This window comes from Eggerthella sp. AM16-19, assembly GCF_003474385.1.
Classification (GTDB): domain Bacteria; phylum Actinomycetota; class Coriobacteriia; order Coriobacteriales; family Eggerthellaceae; genus Senegalimassilia.
In genome coordinates, this window is record NZ_QUCY01000005.1 from 1 (window position 1) to 23,289 (window position 23,289).

18 protein-coding genes and 1 riboswitch are annotated in these 23,289 nt (G+C 62.5%); of the genes, 13 read left to right on the plus strand and 5 right to left on the minus strand.

Annotation, left to right across the window (positions count from 1 at the left end; translation table 11 throughout):
• Positions 1-219: 219 nt before the first annotated feature.
• From DW178_RS03020 to pabB, 4 genes are all read left to right on the plus strand, one after another.
• A complete protein-coding gene (locus DW178_RS03020) occupies positions 220-804 on the plus strand; it encodes a Crp/Fnr family transcriptional regulator (protein ID WP_286168489.1) in 585 nt (194 codons plus the stop codon).
• Positions 805-1,014: 210 nt separating this feature from the next.
• The gene (locus tag DW178_RS03025; RefSeq protein ID WP_118349708.1) at positions 1,015-1,623 is read left to right on the plus strand and encodes an anthranilate synthase component II; all 609 of its coding nucleotides are present in this window, start codon (positions 1,015-1,017) and stop codon (positions 1,621-1,623) included.
• On the plus strand, positions 1,610-2,458 hold the full coding sequence (locus DW178_RS03030) for an aminotransferase class IV (RefSeq protein ID WP_118349632.1): 849 nt from the start codon (positions 1,610-1,612) through the stop codon (positions 2,456-2,458). The genes DW178_RS03025 and DW178_RS03030 overlap by 14 nt, the downstream gene beginning before the upstream one ends.
• On the plus strand, positions 2,455-3,807 hold the full coding sequence (pabB, locus tag DW178_RS03035) for an aminodeoxychorismate synthase component I (protein WP_118349633.1): 1,353 nt from the start codon (positions 2,455-2,457) through the stop codon (positions 3,805-3,807). Before DW178_RS03030 ends, pabB begins: the two co-directional genes overlap by 4 nt.
• Positions 3,808-3,884: 77 nt before the next feature.
• Here the strand turns inward: pabB and DW178_RS03040 are convergent, their stop codons facing one another.
• On the minus strand, positions 3,885-4,256 hold the full coding sequence (locus tag DW178_RS03040; RefSeq protein ID WP_118349634.1) for a beta/alpha barrel domain-containing protein: 372 nt from the start codon (positions 4,254-4,256) through the stop codon (positions 3,885-3,887).
• A 335-nt stretch (positions 4,257-4,591) separates the two neighbouring features.
• On the opposite strand from DW178_RS03040, the gene DW178_RS03045 reads away from it, so the two are divergent.
• The 6 genes from DW178_RS03045 (at position 4,592) to DW178_RS03075 (ending at position 11,316) form a co-directional block, all read left to right on the plus strand.
• Entirely contained in the window at positions 4,592-5,146 is a 555-nt protein-coding gene (locus DW178_RS03045) for a hypothetical protein (RefSeq protein ID WP_118349635.1), read from the plus strand.
• 555 nt (positions 5,147-5,701) lie between these two features.
• Positions 5,702-7,312 (plus strand): peptide chain release factor 3, encoded by a 1,611-nt coding sequence (locus DW178_RS03055; protein ID WP_118349637.1) that lies wholly within the window; start codon positions 5,702-5,704, stop codon positions 7,310-7,312.
• 216 nt (positions 7,313-7,528) lie between these two features.
• Positions 7,529-7,786, plus strand: a complete 258-nt coding sequence (locus DW178_RS03060) for an LOG family protein (RefSeq protein ID WP_118349638.1) — start codon at positions 7,529-7,531, stop codon at positions 7,784-7,786.
• A 36-nt stretch (positions 7,787-7,822) separates the two neighbouring features.
• Positions 7,823-8,809: a DMT family transporter gene (locus DW178_RS03065; protein WP_118349639.1), complete on the plus strand. Its 987-nt coding sequence runs from the start codon at positions 7,823-7,825 to the stop codon at positions 8,807-8,809.
• Positions 8,810-9,107: 298 nt separating this feature from the next.
• The gene (locus DW178_RS03070; RefSeq protein WP_118349640.1) at positions 9,108-9,884 is read left to right on the plus strand and encodes a dimethylarginine dimethylaminohydrolase family protein; all 777 of its coding nucleotides are present in this window, start codon (positions 9,108-9,110) and stop codon (positions 9,882-9,884) included.
• A 313-nt stretch (positions 9,885-10,197) separates the two neighbouring features.
• Positions 10,198-11,316 carry an IS1249 family transposase gene (locus DW178_RS03075; protein ID WP_118349641.1) on the plus strand — a complete coding sequence of 373 codons (1,119 nt, stop codon included), beginning with the start codon at positions 10,198-10,200 and terminating at the stop codon, positions 11,314-11,316.
• Positions 11,317-11,517: 201 nt separating this feature from the next.
• Here the strand turns inward: DW178_RS03075 and DW178_RS03080 are convergent, their stop codons facing one another.
• Positions 11,518-11,850 (minus strand): helix-turn-helix domain-containing protein, encoded by a 333-nt coding sequence (locus DW178_RS03080; RefSeq protein WP_118349642.1) that lies wholly within the window; start codon positions 11,848-11,850, stop codon positions 11,518-11,520.
• Between the two features lie 131 nt (positions 11,851-11,981).
• Positions 11,982-12,055: riboswitch (cyclic di-GMP riboswitch) on the minus strand.
• 507 nt (positions 12,056-12,562) lie between these two features.
• Between DW178_RS03080 and DW178_RS03085 the strand changes: the two genes are divergently transcribed.
• From DW178_RS03085 to nifJ, 3 genes are all read left to right on the plus strand, one after another.
• Entirely contained in the window at positions 12,563-13,978 is a 1,416-nt protein-coding gene (locus tag DW178_RS03085) for a hydroxymethylglutaryl-CoA lyase-like TIM-barrel protein (RefSeq protein WP_118349643.1), read from the plus strand.
• Entirely contained in the window at positions 13,978-16,470 is a 2,493-nt protein-coding gene (locus DW178_RS03090) for an AMP-binding protein (RefSeq protein WP_118349644.1), read from the plus strand. Before DW178_RS03085 ends, DW178_RS03090 begins: the two co-directional genes overlap by 1 nt.
• Positions 16,471-16,557: 87 nt before the next feature.
• Positions 16,558-20,154: a pyruvate:ferredoxin (flavodoxin) oxidoreductase gene (nifJ, locus tag DW178_RS03095; RefSeq protein ID WP_118349645.1), complete on the plus strand. Its 3,597-nt coding sequence runs from the start codon at positions 16,558-16,560 to the stop codon at positions 20,152-20,154.
• Between the two features lie 151 nt (positions 20,155-20,305).
• Here the strand turns inward: nifJ and DW178_RS03100 are convergent, their stop codons facing one another.
• The 3 genes from DW178_RS03100 to DW178_RS03110 all read right to left on the minus strand — a co-directional run bounded on the left by DW178_RS03100 (position 20,306) and on the right by DW178_RS03110 (position 23,275).
• Positions 20,306-20,536 carry a MarR family winged helix-turn-helix transcriptional regulator gene (locus tag DW178_RS03100; protein ID WP_158574011.1) on the minus strand — a complete coding sequence of 77 codons (231 nt, stop codon included), beginning with the start codon at positions 20,534-20,536 and terminating at the stop codon, positions 20,306-20,308.
• 510 nt (positions 20,537-21,046) lie between these two features.
• Positions 21,047-22,069 (minus strand): aldose 1-epimerase family protein, encoded by a 1,023-nt coding sequence (locus tag DW178_RS03105; protein WP_118349647.1) that lies wholly within the window; start codon positions 22,067-22,069, stop codon positions 21,047-21,049.
• Positions 22,070-22,291: 222 nt separating this feature from the next.
• On the minus strand, positions 22,292-23,275 hold the full coding sequence (locus DW178_RS03110) for a TlpA family protein disulfide reductase (protein WP_286168480.1): 984 nt from the start codon (positions 23,273-23,275) through the stop codon (positions 22,292-22,294).
• Between the last annotated feature and the right edge of the window lie 14 nt (positions 23,276-23,289).

The following is a 23,289-nucleotide window of genomic DNA, read 5'->3' on the forward strand; positions in this document are numbered from 1 at the left end:
AGGCGGTGCATCCCGCCGTTTGCTCGCATTGGAAGCAGAACATGTTCCCGTCAGTCATCTCGCGCTCCTCGATCAAAGGGTGTATTTTCGAAGTGACTGCACTATACTGTTGTGTCTCGTACGTTTCTGTTGTAGAACCTACAGGTGATGCCAATGCTTGATATCCCCACTTCTTCTTCAATGCTTTTCGCCGGCATAGCCCAGGACGAAGCGAACCTGATGCTGCCTTGCCTCGAGGCGAGAAGAAGGGCTTTCGGCCGGGAGGAGCGGATCATGCGCGCCGGCCAGCCCACCGAGCACCTCGGCATCGTCCTGTCCGGGCGCGTGAGGATCGAGGTCTCGGACGCCTGGGGCGAGACGACGATCCTGGACATCTTGGGGCCCGGCTCGCTTTTCGCTCACGGATACGCCTGCAGCATGGAGCCCCTCGACATCGACGTGCTGGCAGATTCGGCCTGCGAGGTGGTGCTGCTCAAAGCCGAGCGCATCATCCACCCTTGCCCCAAGCAGTGCGGCTGCCACGCGCACATCTCCTCGAACCTCATGCGCGCCTTAGCATTAAGCAACCTTGACATGAACCGCCGCGCCATCGCCATGACCCCCAAAACCATTCGGGGCAAGATCCTCGCCTTCCTCTCGCAGCAGCAGAAAAAGGCCGGCGCCCGCGCCTTCGCCATCCCCTACAGCCAAACCAAGCTGGCAAGCTACCTCAGCGTCGACCGCAGCGCGTTGTCGAACGAGCTGTCGAAGCTGCGCAAGGAAGGCGTCATCGACTACGAAGGCCGCACATACCGGCTCCTGTAGCGCGCAGGCAACTTGCTGACACGTTGCAGCCAAATCGGATGACCTTGCGCATATCGCACATTTCTTGCCCGCAATCCTCGGGCGCGTTATACTACGCGACACAAGGTGTGCCCTGCACGGGAAAATGCAGGAAGACTGCCGAAGCCAGCCATAACAGGCTTGCCTCGGCAGTCTTTTTTTCGCTTCAAATACGTTGGGATGGGCGGATTCATGTACCTCATGATCGACAACTACGACTCCTTCACAGCGATGCTCGCAAGCTACTTTGCCGAACTGGGGGCGGATATGGTCGTAAAGAAAAACGACGAGGTCTCGTTGGAGGGCATCGAGCAGATGGATGCGCAGAGCGCGCTTGACGGGATCGTCATATCGCCCGGGCCCAAAAGCCCGGCGGATTGCGGGCATTGCATTCAAACCGTTCGTTGGGCAGTCGAGCGACGCATACCGCTTCTAGGCGTCTGCCTGGGCCATCAAGTCCTGGCCGCCGCATTCGGCGCGCAGATCATACGCGGCAAGCGGCCCATGCACGGGAAAGTGACGGCGATTCATGCGAACGGGAACGGGCTGTTTCGGGGCCTTCCCGCGCAGTTTCCGGTGACGCGTTACCACTCCCTTGTGGTAGACGAGCAGAGCCTCCCCTCCTGCCTGGTCGTGGATGCGCGCAGCGACGACGGCGCGGTGATGGCGCTGCGCCATGCACGGCTGCCGCTATTCGGCGTGCAGTTCCATCCCGAAGCTGCTCGCACCCTGTATGGGCACGAGCTGATAGCGAACTTCATGAAAGCCCAAGGAAGGAGAACAGCGGATGAAGGCGCATGAGCAGATCATAGCCCCTGGAGCGGAGGAGGGCTGGGCATACGCGGATGACGGCTTCTTCTTCGGCATAGGGGCCTTCGAGACGATCGCGGTATCAGGGCAGACGCCCCTGTTCCTAGACGAGCACCTAACGCGCATGGAGGAGACGCTGAAGTTTTTCGGCATCGAAGCCGCACACGCGGACTTGCGGGCGCTTGCGCTGCGCGCGTGCGCAGAACTTGACCCAACAGGCGAATGGGCCCTGAAGCTGACGGTCGCAAATCGCAACCGCATCGCCTCGACAAGGCGCAACCCGTATGCAAGCCCGAACGCAAAACGCGCATTTTCCTGCGATTTCAGTTCCGTGCGCAGAAACGAGTCATCTCCCCTTACGCGTATGAAGACGCTCGCCTATGCCGAGAACATCATCGAGAAGCGTCGTGCGCGCGAACGAGGCATCGACGAACCGCTGTTCCTGAACGCGCACGGGGAGGTTGCCGAAGGCGCCGTCTCGAACATCTTCGCCGTCATCGCAGGGGAAGTCGTGACTCCCCCTGTTTCCTGCGGATTGCTGCCAGGCATCATGCGTCAGCTTGCAATCGACCTGACGGGGGCCGTCGAGCGCCCCTTCACGCCGTCCGAGTTGGCAACAGCCAGCGAGGTGTTCCTCACCAACTCGCTTATGGGCGCCATGCCCGTTACCCGCCTCGGGGAAACCAGATTCGAACCGGGGCACGTGTCGCATATGGTGAACCAAGCCTATGCCGAGAAGAAGCACCGCCGAAAGAAGGCCGTCGAGGAAAGAAGCGCCGAGCTTGCGAAGCCGACAGGTAAGGTCGAGGGAGGAGAGCCGCGATGAGCACATCGGTCATCCCCTTGAATCGCCACCGCCCGCTTGCCGATATCGTAGAACGCGCGCGGGACGCAGACAGGCTCGCCTTCCTGGACTCCTCCATGCCCGGCACCCAGGGGCGCTATTCGATCCTGGGTCTTTTCCCATATCTCATAATCGAGCAGAAACATGGGGCGTGCCTGGTAAACGGCAAACCCGTGAAAAGCAGCTTCTTCGACGTCGTCAAGGAGCATCTGCAAGCCGATGCCGGGACGAAAGACCCGCGCCTGCCGCTAACGGGCGGTGCGATAGGGTACCTGGGATACGACTTCGGCCGCGAGCTTTGCGGCGTCCCGACCGTGCACGAGCGGAACTCCGAGATGCCGGAGGCGAGCATGGTCTTTTACGACCTGCTGATCATCGAGGACCTTCGGAAGCAAGCTCTGTTCTGCTGCTGCAAGGGAAAGACGATGACGGCAGACGAAGCTGCGGCCTGGGCGGATGACCTTATCGCTAGATGCCCTTGCGTCTCGCGTCCTGCGCGCAAAAACAGCCTGGCGCCGTTCGCATCTGCCTTCACGCGCAAAAGCTACGAGGACACGTTGGCTCGCCTGGTTGAATACCTGCACGCCGGGGACGCCTATGTCGTGAACATGACGCAACAGCTTTCCCTTGAAACCTCCGAAGACCCCTACAGCATCTACCGATATCTGCGCACCTACAACCCCGCGCCCTTCTCCGCTTACCTGCGAGCGCCGGGCCTCGACATATGCTGCTCGAGCATGGAGCGATTCATGGAGATCCGCTCCGGCCATGCGGTCACGCGCCCGATAAAGGGCACACGCCCGCGCGGGCGCACGCCTGCCGAGGACCTTGCGTACCGCGAAGAGCTCGCCTGCAGCGAGAAGGATCTCAGCGAGTTGACGATGATCGTCGATCTGGAAAGGAACGACCTGTCGATCACCTGCGAACCGGGCTCCATCAAGACCGCAGGCAGATTCTCGGTCGAGGCCTATCCGACGGTCTTTCATCTTGTGGCAACCGTCGAAGGCGCTCTCAGGGAAGACCGGTGCGCCGTGGACGCGGTGCAGGCGGCGTTTCCCGGAGGCTCCATCACGGGCGCCCCGAAGATCCGCGCGATGCAGATCATCGACGAGCTCGAACGATCGAGCAGGGGCTTGTACACGGGCAGCATCGGATACTTCTCGGATACCGGCGACTGCGACCTGAACATCGCGATCCGAACCATCGTACGAGAAGGGAAAAGGACATCGCTCGGCGTCGGCGGCGGCATCACCGTGGAATCCGATTTCGATTTCGAATACGACGAAACGCTGCAAAAGGCCCTGGCGCCGCGCGAGGCGGCGTCAAGCTGAACCCGCGACCCGAAAGCGCAGCCCGATAAGCCGGCGGCCGCGCTCAACGCTCGGCCCGGGGGGGGGGCAACGCTCCCCTACAGCGGGTTCACGGCATGCACGGCGTCCGCCATCTGCCTGGCCTTGGTGGCAAGCGCGCAATAGTACTCGAAGATGTTCAGGCAGATCTTCCACCCCATATGCAGGCCGGCAGCAGGGCCCTCAACGGTCATGAACACGTCGCCAGGCGCGAGCATGCTGCCGCTGGGAAGCGCCTCGGCCACCGTGCAGCCGAAGCGGCCGAAGATGCGGGCGGCCTCCTCGGTCCCGCAAAGCAGGGCCGCGTCGCGCGTGTAGTACTCCATGCGGCCCGGCTGCGCGCCGATGCCCAGCACATGCGTGGTCAGGTCGATCCCGCCGGGGATGTCGGAGGCGATAAGCTCATCGAGATAGCTGTCCGGGATATACATATGGTTCCTCCTTGCGCTTCCTAGCGCGTGATTTTCCTTCGCGAGACGCCTGGGCAGACGACGATTCTGGAACTGTTGTGGCCGAGTCTTTTTTCGCGCATGGCTACGCCTGCAGCATCAAGTCGCTCAGCTTCGACGTGCTGGCGGATTGAGAGACGGCGCCGACTCGGCTGTCAGTTGCCCAACTAACCCGCCAAGCCCGTCGGTCTTTCATAGGCGTTATTTGAAGTCAACGTGCGGTTGCCGTAACGTTTTCGCAGACGTCTAGAACCAGGGCTATCCTTGACCGACGAATTGACATATTCCCCTGTCAATCGGAAAGGAAATAGTGAACAATGTCAAAGCTGGATGACTTCATGGGGCTTCTCCTGGGGAGCTTCGACAACCGTGAGCAGTTCGAGGCGAAGAAGGCGGCCGGAGAGCCTTTCCCTCTTGCCAGACACGTCAACACCGCATGTAACGACAAGATTTTGAACCTTCCGGCAGATTTTTCCGGCGTGTTCATGGTCGAGGAGAGCTACTACGAGATTGATGGGAAAAGCTCTTCGTCGCCGCACCTGTTCCTGTTCACAGAAGAGCAGGATGGCATTCTGCTAACCTCCTACGATGCCCCGGAGGGCAACGACAAGCGCACCCTCTCGTATAGAACCATGGTGCCCGCGCAGTACGCATCCCTCAAGAAATCCCGCAAATTTGCGCCGGCGCTCTACCGCGAGCGCAACGGCATATGGGAGGGAGGGTCTGACTCCATGTTCACGCCGACAATGAAGTTCCGCCTTTTCGAGAGGTTTTCCGACGACGCGCTTGAGGTCGTCGAGACCATGGAAGTAAACGGCAAGCGGGTCTTCGGATTCGATGACCCTATCGTATACCGCCGCGTCAAGGGGTAGGCTCAAGCTCCTGCGCCTCGCACGCCATCGCGCCGAGCCCGAATTCGAGTGCGGGCTCGGCGGCGAGCAGATTTGGGTGATGACCGGCGTCGCTGATGATGATACCGCGCTCACGAGTATGAGCGGGCGCGGCACGATCTCTAAGACCTGCGCGATGGCAGCGGGATTGCGAGGGCGCGGACAATCGGCCCGATTAGGGCAGCAGAGCGACAAGGGATCCATTACGGCCTGAGATATGCTATCGATGAACTTCGGTAGCGAGCATTTGACGCATGGGCCGGCGGAGATCGCGGGCCCGGCAGGGCCTGCGTCAGCATTGCCGAAAACGCCCATCGAAAGGGCGAATCCCTCTTGACAGAACTATAGGAACACCCCCTCGCCACCATCGCCGGTCACCGATTATGACCGGTATTTCCTGTTCTTTCCCTATGCGCTTGCAAGCCCCCCTTCCGCCCATCGAGGCATCCCGCTATACTAATTTAGTTACGCTCAAACCACATCGGCCGGCAACGCGTCACAGGGCGCGCCATCGGCCGTTTTGCGGAAAGGAACCCCATGCCAACGCTGGCAGAACACATCGCGTCGCGTCGCACGTTCGCGATCATCTCGCACCCCGACGCGGGCAAAACCACGCTGACCGAGAAGCTGCTGCTGTATTCAGGCAGCATCCAGACCGCCGGCTCGGTCAAGGGAAAGGCAAGCTCGAAGCACGCCGTCTCCGACTGGATGGACATCGAGAAGGAGCGCGGCATCTCCGTCACCTCCTCCGTGCTGCAGTTCGAGCACGACGGCTGCTGCGTCAACATCCTTGACACCCCCGGCCACCAGGACTTTTCCGAGGACACATACCGCACGCTCATGGCCGCCGACGCCGCCGTCATGGTCATCGACGCTGCCAAGGGCGTCGAGGCGCAGACGAAGAAGCTGTTCAAGGTGTGCACGCTGCGCCACATCCCCATCTTCACGTTCGTGAACAAGATGGACCGCGAAAGCCGCGACCCGTTCGAGCTCATGGAGGAGATCGAAACGGTGCTCGGCATCGGCACCTACCCCATGAACTGGCCCATCGGCAACGGCCGCACGTTCCGAGGCGTGTTCGACCGCCAAACGCGCAACGTCATCGCCTTCGACGGCGAGGGCCGCGGCAACTCCGCCAAGAAGGTCGCCGAGATCGAGGCCGAGCTGGGCGACGCAGCCCTTGACGAGCTCATCGGCTCCGACAACCACCAGAACCTCATGGACGACATCGAGCTGCTCGACGGCGCCGCCGACGAGTTCGATCTGGACGCGGTGCGCGCAGGCAAGCTGTCGCCGGTGTTCTTCGGCTCGGCGCTCACCAACTTCGGCGTGGAACCGTTCCTGAAGGAATTCCTGCGCCTGGCCCCCGCGCCGCTGCCCTACACCGACACCATTTCGGGCGACCTAGTCGACCCGCAGCGCAAGGAATTCGCAGGCTTCGTGTTCAAAATCCAGGCGAACATGGATAAGAACCACCGCGACCGCATCGCGTTCGTGCGCATCTGCTCGGGCAAGTTCGAGCGCGGCATGGAAGCGTTCCACGTGCAGGGCGGCAAGAAGCTGAAGCTGGCAACGGGCACGTCGCTTATGGCCGATGATCGCGCTACGGTCGACGAGGCATACGCCGGCGACATCGTGGGCCTGTTCGACCCCGGCATCTTCAGCATCGGCGACACGGTGTGCAAGGGAGAGCACGTGCAGTTCCCGCCCATCCCCACGTTCTCGCCGGAGCATTTCGCGCGCATCACGCAGGTGAACACGCTCAAGCGCAAGCAATTCGTGAAGGGCATGCATGAGCTGGCCCAGGAAGGCGCCGTGCAGATCTTCCGCGAGCCCGGCTTCGGCATGGAAAGCGTCATCTGCGGCGTCGTCGGCGTACTGCAGCTCGACGTGCTCGAAACGCGTCTGAAGAACGAATACGGCGTGGAGGTGCGTCGCCAGGGCATGCCCTACACCGACATCCGCTGGATCGCCAACGACCTCAACGAGCTGGACACCTCGCGCCTGAACATCACGCGCGACACCAAGCTAGTCGAGGACATGCGCGGCGGCAGGCTGCTGTTGTTCACGAACTCCTGGAACGTGAACTGGGCCATCGACCACAACCCCGACCTGAAGCTCTCCGAGGTCGGCAACGTTAACTTCTAGCGCTTTGCCGGGCCATCAAACCCGATAGCCCGATCATAAGCCGGCAAGCGTCCCACCAGGGCGAACAGACGTGGGGAAACCGCGCCCAGGCTTGATAGGCATGAAAGCGTCGCAAATCGCAAGGGGCCGTGCTCCGGACGAGCGTATCGTCCGGAGCACGGCCCCGCGAAGCATCGGGCTTCGGAAGCCGGTGCGCAAGCGAACGAAGGAGCTGCGATGAGCCTCGGCGCGCTCATCGCCATGTCTGGGGGCACGGGGACATTGGAGGAGGTTTCAGAGGTCATTTCCCTCATAGGCCTTGAACTGTTGGACGGGCCGTGCATACTGTTCAATTTGAACGGTTTCTACGATGATCTGCGCGCGCTCCTCAATCAAATGAGCGATATGGGGTCGTCCTCGCCGTGCAGGCAACGGGGCATCCATTTCATGCATTTGCTTGAAGAGGCGACCGACATCCTAGCCCCGTTGCGCTAACCGTATCGTTTTCCGAGTTGCCAGGAGCTGAGCATCATGGGCATCACCGACAAGCAGTACCCGCTGAACGTATATCGTCTCATCCTTATGACGGCGGCCGCGGTTTGGGGCCTGGGCTTCGTGATCGGTAAAGGCGCCATCGGCACCGTGGGCGCCACCTGGTTTACCGCCATCCGCTTCCTTGGAGCGGGCGTTGTGCTGGTCATTCTCTTGTTTCCCCACCTCAAGCGCAACTTCTGCCGCAAAACGTTGAAGGCGGGCCTGATCATCGGCATGGCCACGTTCGTCGGCTTCTGGACGCAGTTTCTGGGCCTGGGCCTGACCACGCCATCGAAAAACGCCTTTTTGAGTGCGTGCTATTGCTTGACCGTGCCGTTTATCTGGTGGGTGGTCTCCCGTCGCCGTCCGCCTGCGAAAACCCTTATCGCGGCAGCTATCTGCACCGTCGGCATCGGGCTGGTGTCGCTGACCGAGGGCTTCTCCATCAGCTTAGGAGACGGCGTGAGCATCGCCTCAGCGTTTCTCTACGGCGGCGAGATCGTGATCATCGGCCTGGTCATGCGCGACAATGACGTCCTGACCATCACGGTCGTCCAGCAGTTCACCGCCGGGATCCTGGCCCTGCTGCTCGCCCTGGTCACGCAGCCTATGCCCACTATGGCGCAGGTCGCCACGCCCGAGTTCATCGGCGCCATGACCTACGTGGCCATGCTCTCGGCGGCCTTCGGCGCTGTGGCGCAGAACATGGCGCAGGCCAACCTGTCCCCCTCCGAGGCCGGCCTGCTCTGCTCGCTCGAAAGCGTGTTCTGCGCGCTGTTCAGCGTGGCGTTCTTCGGCGAGGTGCTCACGGCCCGCATGGCGGTGGGCTTCGCGTTCATCTTCGCCGCCATCGTGGCAACCCAGCTTGGCGACAAGGGCGGCGAAGCTGCCGTGGCCGACTCCGCAGCCGGTGTATCTTCGAGCGGCGAAAGCCCCGCATCGGGAAAGCCCGCCAAGCGAAACCGCGGCCGAATAGCCCGCTGAGCTGCGTGTTCGGACCTACTGGGGCTAGCTGGCGAAAACAGTGAGACTGCTGCAATGCCCGCAGGTCAGTCCGCCCTTACCCAACCGATGCCATTTCATCCCCGCGCCGCCGCCAAACACGCCTACCCCAAACCCCCGACATTAAGTCCACCGCAGGCAACACCTTGTTTCCCGCTCGTTTCGCCGGCTTCCGGGCTATAATGCCCAAGGAAGCAGCTATCTTATATCCCTACGAACGTGCCGCGCGACAAGCAGCTGCAATGCGCGCCGGCAACCATGCACCCAAGGAGAGAGAAGCATGACGAAGTTCAACCATGTCATCATCCGCCGCCCTGGTAAGTCGCTGTGCGACGGCATCACCAGCGCACCCGAGCTGGGCCAGCCCATCTACGAGTGCGCCATCGAGGAGCACTACGACTACGAGCATGCCCTCGAGCAGTGCGGCGTCGACGTCACCGTCCTGCCTGCACTCGAGCAGTTCCCGGACAGCTGCTTCGTCGAGGACCCGGCCGTCATCACCCGCTGCGGCGCCATCATCACCAACCCCGGCGCTGCCAGTCGCAACGGTGAAAAGGACGAGATCGAACCCGTGGTCCGTCGCTTCTTCGACGACGAGCACGTCAAGCACATCGTCGCCCCCGGCACCCTTGACGGCGGCGACGTCATGATGGTGGGCGACCACTTCTACGTGGGCCGCTCCGCCCGCACCAACGAAGAGGGCATCCGCCAGTTCTGCGAGATCCTGGCCGGTTGGGGCCTGGAGGGCTCCGAGGTCCCGCTGGAGGAGGTCCTGCACCTCAAGACCGGCGTGAACTACATCGAGGACAACAACATGCTGGTGTCCGGCGAGTTCATCGACAAGCCCGACTTCGCCAAGTACAACAAGGTGATCGTGCCCGAGGACGAGGCCTACGGCGCGAACTGCATCTGGGTCAACGGCACCGTCATCGTGGCCGAGGGCTATCCCACCGTGCTCAAGGCCGTCCAGGACCTGGGCTACAAGACGCTGGTGGTGGACACCTCCGAGTACCGCAAGATCGACGGCGGCCTGTCCTGCCTCAGCCTGCGCTTCTAGCACACGCTTAAAACGCGCGGTCCCGCAAAGCCCAAGCGCTTCGCGGGACCGGCGACAGAAAGGCCCGCGGGCACTTGGGAAACCGAACGACCCTGCGAACCTTTCCCTGTTCGTGAAACAGAACAAGTTCGGGTTATAGGACAAATAGTGTGTCCAGTTTTGGGCGTTGACGCAGGTCAACGCCCATTTTTTATTGAATAAGTCAAATAAATCGACTTTTCCGCTCGGACAAAAAGTGCGTCTGTCGATTGGTGAATATGCAGGTCATGCCCGGAAAATCACGGTAAAAAGTCACCGATTTGCGGAGGTCGCCGTGAATAACAAGAAATGCCCGGCTTGCGGATGCGAAATGAAGAGAAACGGGCGCACGGGATCCGGCGCGCAGCGCTGGCGCTGCCGTGCGTGCGGGGCGAGCTCGACCCACGCCAACGACTCCGCCGCCAGGGACCTCCGATCCTTCGTCGGATGGCTGCTGCCGAAGGACACCCAGCTCGATATGCCGGGTCAGGGCCGGACCTTCAGGCGCAAGACGTCGCGGTTCTGGGGGATCTGGCCCATGCCCGAGGTCGTCGACGAGATTCATCGCGTGGTGTTCGTCGACGGCATCTGGATCGCCCGCGACCTGGTCGTCCTCATCGCGTGCTCGGAGCCGCACGTTCTGTCTTGGCACCTCGCCCGCGCCGAGACGGCCTCGGCTTGGCGATCGCCGCTCTCGCGCATCGCGCCGCCTGACACGGTGGTCGCGGACGGCGGCTCCGGGTTCGCCTCGGCGGCGGCGAAGGAGTGGCCGGAGACTAAGGTTCAAAGGTGCACTTTCCACGCGTTTTGCCAGGTAAGGAGGAAGACGACAACGAGGCCGAAGCTGCAGGCGGGGAAGGAGCTGTACGCGCTGGCGAAGGAATTGCTGCATATCGAGACCCTCCATCAAGCCGATTGGTGGGTCGAAAGGTACATGCAATGGTGCGAGTTCTGGGCGGACTTCCTCGAGGAGACGTCGATCGTCGACGGACGCAGGGTCTACGCGCATGGGAGAATCCGCGAGGCGAGGTCGGGGCTGACGCGCCTGGTGAACAAAGGCGTCTTGTTCACGTACCTTGGCCCGGGCTTGACGGCCGAAGGCCCGATGCCGGCGATGAACAACAGGATCGAGGGCGCCATCAACGCCCAGCTGAGGGCCGTTTTGAGGAACCATCGGGGGCTAAGCGCGCTCAAACGGGCGAAAGCCGTCTTCTGGTGGTGCTACCTGCACGTGGAGAGCCCGAAAAGCATGGCCGACACCTTGCGGGAGATGCCGACCGACGCCGATGTCGAAAGGCTGAGGGACGAATACGGGGTCAAGGCAGACGAGGTCGGCGCTCCGCAGAAATGGGGAGAGGGGCTTGTCTGGGACGAATTGCATCACGCGACAAGGTACCCGTACGCAACGGAGTGAATAAATGTTCCGGACACACTTTTTGTCCTATAAGCCACAAGTTCGCGGGCCTTTCCCGTTCGTGAAACCGCGCCGCAAAACAAGAAAATCCCGATTCCGTACTCGGAATCGGGATTTTCGCTTTCAAGGGCGCAGGACCATCGCGAATCCTGCTCTATTTGGAGCTGCGTCGTACCGTGCCCGGTCTGTCAGAACTCGACCTTACCCGGCGATCGCGTGCAGCTGCTCGCCTTTCGCCTCCGGCGTGGGCACGTGGTAGGTGTTGCTCAGGCGCATGCCGTTTTCCGCATAGCGGGCAACCGAGATGATGAAGCCCTCCTTGCGCAGGCGCAGGATGGCGCGGTCGACGGTCTTCAGGCTGACCTGCAGCGCTTCGGCGATGTCGCGCTTGGACTCGGAGCAACCCGCCACGCCGTACGAGGCGATAAAGCCCAGGATAAGCAGCTGCGAGTTCGTCAGCGTGCGCTTGCCGTCCGCAAGCGTGATGTCGTCATCGATCTCGGTCGTGGTCTCAGCGGTCATCTCAGTCATCATAGTCCTTCTCCATAGGTTCGCGTTCCAATGCTTATGACCCCCGCTCGCCTTCAACGCAAGGCGAGCAAAATCTGCAAGCTGAACTGGAGAAACAAAAAGCAGCCAGCTGCAGTAGCTCCCCGGAAGGGAAACTGTGCAACTGGCTGCCATTTCAGGCCCTATAGCTTTGCGTCATCACCTTTCGATGATTTTGCCGACATGAAAAATATCACGCGGAAAACCGTATGTCAAGGGTGTCCGCCCCTCCCCATGGCAGGCCCCCTACCACCGGTTGCAACGACTCCCCCAAAGGCGATGCAAGCGCACGAAAACAATCTCCCGATAGCCAAGAAACGCCACGTCAGCATGCTTTTCTGCGCAAAGCAAGCACAATGCGGCGAGGGGAGATCCCCAGCCCAAATCAGACATTCCGGCATCCCTACAACTCCCCGGTGTCGCGCCCTCGCACCCCTCGTCCCCCGCCCCTTCTTACCGTGCACACCCACACTTTTCGCAATCTGTGGATACCGCCTTCGCCCACGTCCACGCAGCTGTATTAACTCTGGATTAATTTCCGTCAATGCCGCGTTTATGCAGCTTGGCACGTTATAACTTGCGATAACCTATCTGCTTAGCATTTGGTAGGCGTTCGGCCACCTGCGGGTGCTGCGATCAACCGTTGAGCAGCATCTTCAAAGAAGATCACGTTCGCATAGTAGGTCAGGAGTCACACATGAGAGACATACGCGTCAGCGACATCACGATGAGGGAGGCCATCGCCTCCAAGGCGCTTTCCCTATCCTTCAAGGAAAAGCTGGAAATCGTGAAGATCCTAGACCGTATCGGCGTGGGCTCCATCGAGGTCGAGGGCATCGAGTCCTCCAAGGTAGACAGCTTGCGAATCAAGTCGATCGCCTCTCTGGTGAAGAACAGCACGCTTGCCGTGCCGGTGAAGATGGACGACGACAGCATCCAGGCCGCTTGGAACGCCGCGAAGGGCGCGAAGCACGTCCGCCTGCAGGTGGAAGCGGCCGTCAGCCCCTCCTGCATGGAGTACATCCAGCGCAAGAAGGCCGACACGCTGATCGCCGATGCCGCCGAGGCGGTGGCGAAGTGCGCCCAACTCACCGACGACGTCGAGTTCGTGGCCATCGATGCCACCCGCACCGACGTGGCCTACCTTGCCCGCGTCATCGACGCCGTGGTCGCCGCCGGCGCCAAGACGGTCACCGTCTGCGACGCGGCCGGCTCCATGCTCCCCGAGGAGTTCGCCCAGTTCATCGCCGATCTGTGCCAAGCAGCGCCCCAGCTCAAGGATATCGACCTGGGCATCTCGTGCTGCAATAACCTTAATATGGCCGACGCCTGCGCCGTGGCCGGCGTCATGGCCGGCGCCTCCATCGTCAAGGCCACGTCCTACCCCATGGGCGTCGTCGCGCTCGACAACGTGGCCCGCATCCTTGCAGCCAAGGCCGACGCCCTGGGCGCCCAGAGCAAGGTGCGCGTGACCGAGCTCAAGCGCGCCATGAACCAGATCTCCCGCCTGTGCTGCGACGACCGCTCCAAGGCATCCCTGTTCACCGGCGCCGTCTCCGAGGCCGTCGAGGGCGTGGTACTCACCGCCGGGGACGACCAGGCCACCGTCATGCAGTACGTCGAGCGCCTGGGCTACAGCCTCTCCGACGAGGACGCCGAGGCGGTGTTCGAGGCCTTCAAGAAGATCGCCGCCAGCAAGGAGCGCGTGAGCGCCACCGAGTTGGACGCCATCGTGGCCTCCGCCGCGCTGCAGGTGCCCCCCACCTACACCCTGGACGGTTACGTCATCAACTCCGGTCTGAGCTTCAAGGCCACCTCGCACATCTCGCTGCGCAAGAACGGCGAGCTCATCGAGGCCGTGTCCCTGGGCGACGGCCCCATCGACTCCTCGTTCAAGTCCATCGAATCGGTGGTCGGCAAGCACTACGAGCTTGACGACTTCAGCATCCAGGCCGTCACCGAGGGCCGCGAGGCCATGGGCGAGTCGGTCGTGAAGCTGATCGCCGACGGCAAGGTGTATTCCGGCCGCGGCATCTCCACCGACATCGTCGAGTCCAGCATCCGCGCGTACATCAACGCGCTCAACAAGATCGCCTACGAGGAGCAGAACTAATGAAGCTTTCCTTTTCCACCCGCGGCTGGGCCGATCACTCCTGGGACGAGCTCGTAAGCACCGCCCTTGAGATGGATTTCTCGGGCATCGAGATCCACAACCCCATCACCAACGCGGCGTTCACCGGCAAGGGCGGCCCGCTTGACCGCTACAACACGCAGGCAACGGCCCGCGCCCTGCGCGACAAGGGCCTTTCCATCCCCGCGTTCGACTCTTCGGTCGACATCTCAGCGGGCGAACAACAGGTTCAGGACGCCAAGGACCTCATCGACCTGGCTCAGGCCGCCAGCGTGGGCATGGTCTGCGTGGTCGTCCAGCACGATGACGAGGACGCCATCCACGCCGCGCTCTCCCAGCTGGTCCCCTACGCCGAGGAGCACGGCGTGGTGCTGCTGATCGAATCCAGCGGCATCTTCTCCAGCACCTCGCGCCTGACCGACATCATGGACCGCTACGCCAGCGACTACCTGGGCGCCCTGTGGGACGTCCACAACGTCTACCGCGTGGGCGGCGAAAGCCCGGCGACCACCATCAAGAACCTGGGCGCCTACGTCAAGCACGTGCACATGCGCGACTCTGACGACGACGGCTCCTTCAACCTGGTGGGCGAAGGCACCCTGCCCATCGACGAGGTGGTGCGGGCGCTGTCCTCCATCGACTACGACGGCTTCGTGTCGCTTGAGTGGGACCCCGCGTGGATGGCAGACCTCACCGACATGGAGGTCATCTTCCCCCACTACGTCAACTACATGGAGCAGTTCGAGGACACCCGCGGCAAGCGCCGCACGCTCTACCTCAACCACGACGGCACCGGCGAGTACGTGTGGAAGAAGGACGAGCTCATCGACCTGACCTTCCCGCAGGTGCTCGACAAGATGGTCGAGTGCTTCCCCGACCAGTACTGCTTCAAGTACACCACGCTGGACTACACCCGCACCTACGAGGAGTTCCGCGACGACGTGGACACGTTCGCCCGCGCGCTCGTGTCGATGGGCGTCAAGCCCGGCAGCAAGGTAGCCGTCTGGGCCACCAACGTGCCCGCGTGGTACATCGCCTTCTGGGCCACCACCAAGATCGGCGCCGTGTTGGTCACGGTGAACACCGCCTACAAGATCCACGAGGCCGAGTACCTGCTGCGCCAGTCCGACACGCATACCCTGGTCATGATTGACAGCGCCCTGGACTCCAACTATGCCCAGATCATCAACCAGCTGTGCCCCGAGATCGCCGAGGCCAAGCCCGGCGAGCAGCTGCACTGCAAGCGCCTGCCGTTTTTGCGCAACGTCATCACCGTCGGCTTCGAGATGCCCGGCTGCCTGACCTTCGAACAGGCCATGGAGCGCGCCGAGCTCGTGCCGCTTGAGAAGATCCAGCGCATGGCCGCAGACGTCCGCCCCGATGACGTGTGCAACATGCAGTACACCTCGGGCACCACGGGCTTCCCGAAGGGCGTCATGCTCACGCACCGCAACGTCGTCAACGACGGCAAGTGCATCGGCGACCGCATGGGCCTGTCCACGGCGGACCGCTTCATGATCCACGTGCCCATGTTCCACTGCTTCGGCATGACGCTGTCCATGACGTCATCCATGACCCACGGCGCCACCATGTGCCCCATGCCCTACTTCAGCGCCATGGCCTCGCTGCACTGCATCACGCAGGAGAAGATCACCGCGTTCAACGGCGTGCCCACCATGTTCATCGCCATGTTCAACCATGCCGATTACCGCAAGACCGACTTCAGCCACATGCGCACCGGCATCATGGCCGGCGCCGGCTGCCCGCCCGAGCTCATGAAGCGCGCCGCGCAGCCCGACGAGATGAACATGACCGGCATCGTGTCGGTGTACGGCCAGACCGAATCGGCCCCGGGCTCCACCATGAGCGCCTGGACCGACCCGCTTGACACGCGCACCGAGACCGTGGGCTACGCGTTCCCGCACGTACAGTGCAAGATCATCGACCCGGAAACCGGCGAGGAGCTGCCCAACGGCGAAATCGGCGAGTTCTGCTCGCGCGGCTACAACATCATGAAGGGCTACTACAAGATGCCCGACGCCACCTTCAAAACGGTTGACGAGAACGGGTGGCTGCACTCCGGCGACCTGCTCATGCGCGACGACCGCGGCTGCTTCGTGGCAACCGGCCGCCTGAAGGACATGATCATCCGCGGCGGCGAGAACGTCTACCCGAAGGAGATTGAGGACTTCGTCATCACGCACCCCAAGGTCAGCGACTGCCAGGTCATCGGCGTGCCCGACGTGAAATACGGCGAGGAGGCCATGGCCTGCATCATCCTCAAGGACGGCGAGACCATGACCGAGCCCGAGATCCGCGAGTTCATGAAGAGCAACATCGCGCGTCACAAGGTGCCCCGCTACATCAAGTTCGTGGAGTCCTACCCCATGAACGCCGCCGGCAAGATCCTCAAGTACAAGATGAGGGAAGCCGCCGTCGAGGAGCTGGGGCTTCAGGACCTGGTGAAGAAGTAGCAGCTTCCATACACCGATATTTCGCGGGGGCCGTTTTGCGCGCCCCCGCTCGCGTTTCGAACCATCGTTGCGGAGAGGGGCTTCACAATGAGCAACTATCAAACCGTCGACGGCAACCAGGCTGCGGCCAACGTTGCCTACGACTTCACCGAGGTGGCGGCCATCTACCCCATCACGCCGTCCTCGCCCATGGCCGAGCACACCGACCGCTGGAGCGCGCAAGGCCGTCTGAACATGTTCGGCCAGCGCGTGCAGCTGACCGAGATGCAATCCGAGGCCGGCGCCATCGCCGCCATCCACGGCGTGCTGCAGGCTGGCGGCCTGGGCACCAGCTTCACGTCTAGCCAGGGCCTCATGCTCATGGTGCCCGTGCTTTACCGCATCGCCGGCGAGCGCCTGCCAGGCGTTCTGCATGTGGCCAGCCGCACTGTTGGTACCCACGCCATGAGCATCTTCGGCGACCACTCCGACGTCATGGCCTGCCGTGACACCGGATTCGCCCAGCTCAGCTCGGGAAGCGTCCAGGAGGCCGCCGACATGGCCGCCGTCGCCCACCTTGCCGCCGTGAAGGCCTCCATCCCGTTCATGCACTTCTTCGACGGCTTCCGCACCTCCCATGAGCTGTCGCGCATCGACATGCCCGACACCAAGGAGCTGACCGCGCTCATGGATACCGAGGCGCTCGACCGCTTCCGTGCTCGCGCCTTGAACCCCGAGCACCCCATGCTGCGCGCCACCGTGCAGAACGGCGACACGTACTTCCAGCAGCGTGAGGCGAACAACACCGCATATGACCAGCTGGCCGACGTGGTCGAGGACGTCATGGCGCAGGTGGCCGGCGTGACCGGTCGCGAGCATCACGTGTTCGACTACTACGGCGCCGCCGACGCCACCGACGTGGTGGTGGCCATGGGCAGCGTGTCGGGAACCGCGCAGGAGGCGTGCGACTACCTGAACGCCCGCGCGCAGGCCGATGGAACGGGCAAGCGCTACGGCTATCTGCAGGTGCACCTGTATCGCCCGTTCTCGGCGAAGCACTTCTTGGGCGCGCTGCCTGAAACCGTGCAGCGCATCGCGGTGCTCGACCGCTGCAAGTGCATGGGCTCGGCGGGCGAACCGCTGTACCTGGACGTTTCCAACGTCATCACCAACAGCAGCCGCGCGGGCAAGGTGACGGTCATCGGCGGCCGCTACGGCCTTGCGTCCAAGGACACCGACACCGCCCAGATCGTGGCCGTGTTCGACAACCTTGCTGCACCCGAGCCCACGCGCAGCTTCACCATCGGCATCGACGATGACGTGACCCATCTGTCGCTTCCCGTGCGCCCGCTCGACGACTTCGAGGATGCCGATACCTACAGCTGCAAGTTCTGGGGCTTGGGCGGCGACGGCACCGTGGGCGCGAACCACAACACCATCCGCATCCTGGGCGACTGCGCCGATATGTTCGCACAGGCGTACTTCGAGTACGACTCGAAGAAGTCCTTCGGCGTGACCAAGTCGCACCTGCGCCTTTCGAAGAAGCCCATCCGCAGCACCTACTACGTGAAGCGCGCGAACTTCGTGGCCTGCCATAACCAAAGCTACGTGCGTCAATACGACATGGTACAGGAAGTGAAGCCCGGCGGCACCTTCCTGCTGAACACCAACTGGACGCCCGAGGAGCTTGACGCCAACCTGCCCGGCAAGATGAAGCGCTACATCGCGCAAAACGGCATCCGCCTATTCACCGTGGACGCGGTGGAGGTGGCGCAGCGCGTGGGCCTGGGCAGCCACATCAACACCGTGCTGCAGGCGGCGTTCTTCCAGATCGCGGGCCTGATGCCCGTCGATGAGGCCTTGGACTATATGAAGGACGCGGCCCGCAAGTCCTACGCAAGCAAGGGCGATGCCGTGGTGGCGAAGAACGTGGCCGCCATCGACGAGGGCGCGCAGAAGTGCGTGGAGGTTGCCGTGCCCGCCAGCTGGGCCGATGCCCCGCTCGACGAGCCCGCCGACCAGGCCAACGTGCCCGCGGTGGTCGAGAACATCCTGCGCCCCGTCAACGCCCAGAAGGGCGACAGCCTGCCCGTCAGCGCCTTTGCCGGCTACGAGGACGGCGTCATCGATATGGGCCTGACCGCCTACGAGAAGCGCGGCATCGCCGTGAAGACGCCCGCGTGGAACGCCGAGGCGTGCATCCAGTGCAACCGCTGCGCCTTCGTGTGCCCCCACGCCGCCATCCGCCCCTACCTGCTCGACCAGAACGAGGCGCAAAACGCCCCCGAAGGGTTCACGACGGTTGCGCTCAAGGGCGGCAAGAGCCTGCCCGAGGGCACGCGCTACGCCATCCAGGTCAGCCAGTTCGACTGCACCAGCTGCGGCAGCTGCGCCGACGTGTGCCCGGCAGGCGCGCTGGACATGCAGCCGGCCAAGCTCACCGACCAGGCCCGCAAGCTGTGGGACTATGGGCTGACCATCTCCGACAAGGACGGCGCGTTCGACCCCTATACCGTGAAGGGCTCGCAGTTCAAGCAGCCGCTGCTCGAGTTCTCCGCCGCCTGCGCGGGCTGCGGCGAGACGCCCTACGCCAAGCTGCTCACCCAGCTGTTCGGCGACCGCGTGTACTGGGCCAACGCCACGGGCTGCTCGCAGGCCTGGGGCTCGCCGTTCCCCGGCATCCCCTACACGGTGAACAAGCGCGGCTTCGGCCCCGCCTGGACCAACAGCCTGTTCGAGAACAACGCCGAGCTTTCGCTGGGCCTGTTCCTGGGTTCCGTGCAGCAACGCGCGGTGGAGAAGGCGCGCGTGGAGAAGCTGTCCCGCGCCCTAACGCATGGCTTGGAAAAGCCGAAGGCCGATGCAGGCGACACGCCCGACGCCGCCGTCATGAGCGCCATGAAGGCCGCCTGCGAGGACTACCTTGCCGCGTTCGACGACTTCGACGCGTCGCGCAAGGCCGCAGATGCCCTGGTGGCGTGCGCACAGGCTTCCATGGGCAAGCTGACCAACAGCGCACAGGAAGTGTGCGACGAGGTGCTCAAGTTCAAGGACCAGCTGGCGAAGAAGACGTTCTGGATGTTCGGCGGCGACGGCTGGGCCTACGACATCGGCTTCGGCGGCCTGGACCACGTGGTGGCAAGCGGCGCCAACGTCAACGTGCTGGTGGTGGACACCGAGGTGTACTCCAACACCGGTGGCCAAAGCTCCAAGGCAACGCCGGCCGGCGCCGTGGCGCAGTTCGCGGCCAGCGGCAAGAAGACCGGCAAGAAGGACTTGGGCGCCATCCTCATGAGCTACGGCAACGTCTACGTGGCGCAGGTGGCCATGGGCGCCAACTACAACCAGCTGGTCAAGGTGCTGAAGGAAGCCGAGGAGTACGAGGGGCCGTCCGTGATCATCGCCTACGCGCCTTGCACCTCGCACGGCCTGAAGTGCGGCATGCACGACGTCCAAGGCGAGATGAAGCGAGCGGTGGAAAGCGGTTATTGGTCGCTGTACCGCTACGACCCGCGCAAGGAGAACCCCATGACGCTTGACTCCAAGGAACCCACCATGGACTACCTGGACTTCGTCGCCGGCGAGAACCGCTTCGCCTCGCTGACCAAGAGCTTCCCCGAAGAGGCCGAAAGGCTGTTCGAGCAGGGCAAAGAAGACGCCATGCGCCGCTTCGACCACTACCGCCGCATGGCACAGGAGCAGTAGTCGGGCAGAAGCTCTTGGCAATGCAGAAAGGCCCGCGGGCGCTCGGAAAACCGAGCAAGCCGGCGATACGGAACTCGTAGTTAATCCTGTACGACCCTAACGAAAAGCCGCCGACGCACTGAGCCGTCGGCGGCTTGAGAACAACTGCGATCTATTGCTTTGAACCAGCTCTGATGAAATACACGTTGCCGAGCTGAGAGCCGTTTTCGTCGAAACGCGCCGTCGAGACGATCAGCCCATCGTCGCGCATGCGACGCACGGCGCGATCGACCGTCTTCGGGCACACGCCGAGTTTTTCCGCGATGGCGTTTTTGGTGTCGGAGCAGCCCTGCGCACCGCACGAAGCGATATAGCCGAGAATCCTCAGTTGAGAATTGGTCAACCCCACGCTTTGTTGCCGCCGAGCTGGCTCCGCTCCGGCGTGACTCACAGCAATCCCCTCACTTTTCCCATAATCGGCAGAAGCCGTCGCTCAAAACCTAGCTTTGGGGTACTTTAGCGCAACGCTACTGTATGCGTCAAGCGTGATATGTCACCCCCTATTCACTTGCTCGATGGGGATTCATTTTGAGCTGCATAACCGTTTTATATGGGATTTTGGCCAGCTTTACGAAAAATGAAACGCAACAACTATCAATATACCGTGGTATTTGGGGGCCGGGGGAATCGAAGGTGCGAGCGCCCGAAACGCGAACGCCGTTGAGGGCTCAGCTCTTTAGCGGTTGCGGCGCCTTGAGGCAGCGACAGCCGTCGCGGCGACGTTATCGGCAGCGTCGTTCGCCGTTGCACTCGGGGCGCTGCTGCGCGATGAGCTCTGTATAAGATGCTTATGGGTATGATACTCGTGAGTCTCTTATACAAGCAATGGATCGAACCTTAAAGCGGGGACCAGCTAGAACAGCGTGAGGTGAAACGTGCGCTCGCTGGTTTCGCCTGGGGCCAGCAGCGTCATGCCGGCTTTGTGCTCGAACACGTCGTCCTCGTCGTGGGCGGTGGTGTGCCCCGACCAGGGCTCAAGCGCCACGAACGGCGCGTCGTTGGCCGCGGACCATACGCCGATATAGGGAAAGCCCGGGAATTCGACGCGCACGCCGTGCCCGCTTTTCGCGCCCAGCAGCGTGAGCACGCCGTCGGGAACGTCCGTGAACATCAGCGCATCATGGGCGAACGACGCATGCGTGAGCGCCACGGTGTCCGAACCTTGCGGGCATTCGAATGCATTATCCCAGTTCATAAGGCCATCTTCGCCGATCACCGGCAACGTGCAGCTCCAGGGTCGGGCGAACTTGAGGACGTAATCCTCGAACGCCTCGTCGACCGCAACGGGCTGCCGCGTACGGGCAGCGCTTGGAGTACCGTTCGCTTCGCCTGCAGTAGCGCTCGTTTCGTCGCACGCCTCAACCGCGGCGGCGCTAGCATCCCCCTCGGGAGCACCTGCAACCTGCGAAGATGCGCCCATGGGCACGTTGAACGCCGGATGCCCGCCCACGCAAAACGGCAACGTTGCATCGCCGGTGTTCGTCACGTGAAACGTCTGGGAAAGCGTGGCCTCGCCCGTGATGGCGTAGGTCATGTTCAGCTTGAAGCTATACGGATACGCGGCGCGCGTCTCGGCCGAATCGCGCAGCTCGAAGGTGACCGACGACCCATCGGCGGCGCGGTCGATCACGGCATGCTCGTAGTTGCGCGCGATACCGTGGCGCACCATCACGCACGGGCCCTGCGCCGACTCCGCACGTCCGTCGCGCAACGACCCCACGATGGGGAACAGAACCGGCGCCCGCCTGGCCCAAAACCGCGGGTCACCCTGCCATAGATACTCGCAGCCATCCAGCTGCAGGCTGAGCAGCTGTGCTCCCATGGGGTCGACGGCGGCGCTCAGGCGCCCATGGCGAAGGGAAACGGGTTCGAGCATGGCGGGTTCCTTTCTTTCGATATCGCTTGCTATCCTACCCGCAAAAAGCAGCGCCCGCATGGTATACGGGCGCCGCCATCAAGTTTGCGCATCGCGTTTCGCCGCGCGGGTCGGGCCGACGCCATCCGCTCCATCGGTACCGCATGGAAAGCTATCGCGCCCGAAGACCCGCGCTGCCCACACGCCGCAAACCCTTGCCGAGCTCAGCGTAACCGCCCCGCTTTATCGTCCGCTGTTCGCGATCGCTTCATCAATCAGCGCGTCGAGCTTCTTCGCTTGCTCGGCGGACGAGATCGCACCCACGATGGGTTCCCCCACGATATTGCCATTGCTATCAACCACGCAGGTGGTCGGATACGAGTACAGTTTGGAGGTGAACTCGCCGGCCTCGCTATCCGAGCCGAACCAGACGTTCTTATAGGACACGCCCTTTTTCTCCAAGATGCTTTTCGTTTCGGAAATCGCAGTCTTGTCGCCGTCAAGGGTAAAGGAATTGATGCCTACGACCGCGCCGCCCTTTTCCGCCAGCTTCTGGTTAAGCGCCTCCAATTCTCCCAGCTCGCCCACGCACGGCTTGCAGGTAGTGAACCAGAAGTTGACAACCGTAACGGTGTTGTTCGAGAACAGCTCGTCGCTGTTCACGTCGTTGCCGTCAAGGTCCTTCCCGTTGAAGCTCGGGAACTTTTCCGCCCCCTCGGCTTTTGCCGTCATGCCCGCGCTCTGAGCATCAACGCTCTCGCCTTGGCCCGGCGTGCTGCCGCATCCGGGGAATTCTCGCTCAAGGGCCGCCAGCTTGTCCTCGATCTGCTTGATCTGCTCAGCCCCGGTTTTCAGCGTTTCCTGCTCCTGCGCCGTGAACTTATCCTTGGCGCTTTCCAGCGTGGCCAGAAGGAAGTCGCCATAGTTGCTGCCATCCTCGACCATCGGGCTTTCCTTGCTTGCCGAAAGGAACAGCTTCTCCCAAAGCTGCGAATCGGACGAAAGCACTTCGTTTTCCTTTTGCATAAGCTGCGCGTACAGCTTCGCCGCCTCATCGGCTCCGCTCGGCTGCGTCTCGATCAACGCGGCGGCATCGGATGTGTCTGCCGGGCGTTCATCTCCGCCGCCACTGGCGGAGCACGCAGCGAGACCGACTGCCAGCAGGGATGCGGCCAGCACCGCCGAAACCTTCAACAACTTCGCATTCATGTTCTTGACCTTCCTCATTTTGGTTCCTCCGT